Below are 2,583 nucleotides of genomic sequence, written 5' to 3' on the forward strand. Positions count from 1 at the left end.
TGCCCTTGTTGCCGGTGATGCTGCCATCGTTGACGATGTACGCCTTGGCGCCGTTGACACCGTTGGCCCCGCCGGTGCCGCGTCCGGTGGTGTTGCCGGTGTTGTAGGTGATGCGCGGATTGCTCGGGTCCTTGGACCAGTCATTGCCATCGTCGATGAGGATGCCGTGGGCATCGCCATAGATCACCGCGCCCGCGTGGTTGATGATGGTGCCGCCACCGGCGGCGATGCCATCGGCGCCATTCGGCTGGCCGGTGGAATCGAGGCCGCCTGCGCCATTGCCACGGATGGTCCCCCAGTTTTCGATATAGGCGGTGCCATCGATATCGACGCCGTCGCCATCGCCATTGCTGGTGGTGGCGCCATTGCCGAGCACGTCATACACGCGTCCGCTGCCGGCGTAGTTGCCGATGATGGTGCCGTAGTTGAAGACCACGCCATGGCTGTCGAAGCCCACGCCGGAGCCGTTGTTGCCGGTGATGACGCCGCCGGCCTGGTTGATCACCACGTTGTTGCTGATGGCCACGTTGCTGCGCGTGCTGCCATCGGCATAGGTGGCGTCGAAGGTGATGCCGGTGGCGCTCAGGCGCGGCGTGAGCTGGATGGCATTGGCGAGATTGCTGTCTGGTGTGGCGGCCACCGGATCACCGCCATCGATGCCGTGGCGCGCACCGGTGATGCTGCCGTAGTTGACGATGACCGCATTGCGGATGCCGTCGTCGATGGAGATGCCATCGGCCGCTTTCGGCGGCGAGCCGCTGGCGCAGGCGGACAGGTAATCCGGGCAGGAGGTGTTGACCGGGCTGGTGGTGAAGATGCGTCCGTAATTGGTCAGCAGGATGTTGGAGCCCATCTTGATCGCGCTCGAACTCGACGAACTGATGGTGGCGCTGCTGTTGCTGGCCGAGCCATTGACGATGGTATTGCCGGCGGTGGAGTAGTCGCCGTTGGCATTGATGGCGTAGTTCTTGCCATTGTCCGCATTGGTGGGCGTGGGGCCGGTCTGCGAGATGGTGCCGAGGTTGACGATGGAGAAGGTATCGCTGCCTTTGCCGATCAGGATGGTCGGTGTCTTGGCGCTGCTGGAGGAACTGGTGATGACGCCGCCAGCGGCGTTGTTGAGGATCAGGTTGACCTTCTTGTGGTTGATGCTGATGGCCGTCAGGCCGCTGTTCTGGCCGATGGTGCCGGCGTTGTTGATGGTGACGGTGCTGAGGTTGTCGTTGTCCTGCGAGGTGCGGATGGTGGCCGCGCTGCCGGAAGCCAGGGTGCCGCCGGCATTGACGGTGATGGTATCGGCGCTGTTCTTGGTCAGGGTCTTGGCGCTGGTGTCGGTCGTGCCGTTGGCCACCGTGTAGTTGGCCGCCTGGGCAGGGGCATGGATGGCTTGCAGGGCCAGGGCCAGCGGAAGCAGGCGAAGAGGTAAAGAAGAGCGGGCCATGTGCAAAGAAATTGGTAGCAAGTTGTCAAGACCTGAAAGTTTGCTGACAACTTGTGACCGGACCATTACATCGGTCGGCTGCGCGGGGCTTTTCGTCCCTCAGTGTGGTCTTTCTGATAATCTCACTGTCGTGACAAGACGCTGACAATGTAAAGAAGAAGGGGAGCAAGGATGGGAAGTTTCTTCATGCAGACAGGGGCAGTTCATGGATAAATCGCTGTGGAGTTTCCTGCTGCCGCAATGGGATGGCACGGCCTATGGCGCCCTGCAGTGGGTGTTTGCGCTGGTGTTGCTGTTGCTGGTGATCGCACTGCCGCTGCTGCTCTCACGCAGCGCCCGGCCTGCACAGTGGCAGGCGCGGTTGCAAGCGCTGACCGGTGAGCATGGGCCTCTGCCTGCGACGACCACACCGGACGAACTGAGCCAGGCCGTGGCCACTGCGCCGGAACGCTGGGCTGCCGCGATGCCGGGCTTGATCCTGATGCTGGGTTTGCTGGGGACCTTCATCGGCTTGGGCCTGGCCTTGACGGCGACGGCCGGCGTGCTCGGGCCGCAGGCGGCACCGGGTGCGCTGGGAGCGGTGATCGATGCGCTGGGCAGCAAGTTCAAGATTGCCGCGTGGAGCATGCTGGCGTTTCTGATTCTGAAGTCCTGGATGATCTTGCGCGGGCATGAGCAGGCGCGGCTGGCTTGGAGCATTGGTATTCTCAAGGACGCGGCCACTGCGGCTGCGCAAGCGCAGGCGGTGCAACACGCAGAAGATCAGCAGCGTCTGGTCGACGCCATCAAGCAAAGCGGACAAGCCCTGCTGGCGGCACAACAGGCCGAGGCACAGCGCGCGCATCTGCGCCATGGCGAGTGGATGGAAGCGCTGCAGCGCCAGTCCGGACGTTCATCCTGAGGCGGCGATGAGTCAATCCGATCACGAATGGGTCGCGGCCACCGGGCTGATGGCGGCGCTGGCGGGGGTATTGATCGTCCTGCTGGCGGTGAGCCGGGCGGGTGGTCCCGAGATTGCGCAGCTGCGTGCGGAGGCACCGCAGGTGGCATCCGCTTCCACGCCGGCACCGCCACCGGCTGCTCCCTTGCCCGCTGCAGCACCCGCCCAACCGGCGCCTGCAGCGGCTAAAGCTGCACCACCG

At 63.9% G+C, this 2,583-nt stretch carries 1 protein-coding gene and 2 pseudogenes; 2 read left to right on the top strand and 1 reads right to left on the bottom strand.

The window, feature by feature from the left end; genetic code table 11:
* Positions 1-1,441: pseudogene (locus B3873_RS07125) on the bottom strand (hypothetical protein); the annotation flags it as partial.
* 205 nt (positions 1,442-1,646) lie between these two features.
* On the opposite strand from B3873_RS07125, the gene B3873_RS07130 reads away from it, so the two are divergent.
* A complete protein-coding gene (locus B3873_RS07130; protein ID WP_286864928.1) occupies positions 1,647-2,342 on the top strand; it encodes a hypothetical protein in 696 nt (231 codons plus the stop codon).
* A 7-nt stretch (positions 2,343-2,349) separates the two neighbouring features.
* A pseudogene (locus B3873_RS07135) lies at positions 2,350-2,583 on the top strand (flagellar motor protein); the annotation flags it as partial.

Source organism: Herbaspirillum sp. UBA812 (assembly GCF_002296545.1).
GTDB classification, from domain to species: domain Bacteria; phylum Pseudomonadota; class Gammaproteobacteria; order Burkholderiales; family Burkholderiaceae_D; genus Herbaspirillum; species Herbaspirillum huttiense.

Excerpts from the sequence above, each read along its gene's own strand:
- B3873_RS07130 (WP_286864928.1), top strand. The coding sequence starts at position 1,647 with ATGGATAAATCGCTGTGGAGTTTCCTGCTGCCGCAATGGGATGGCACG.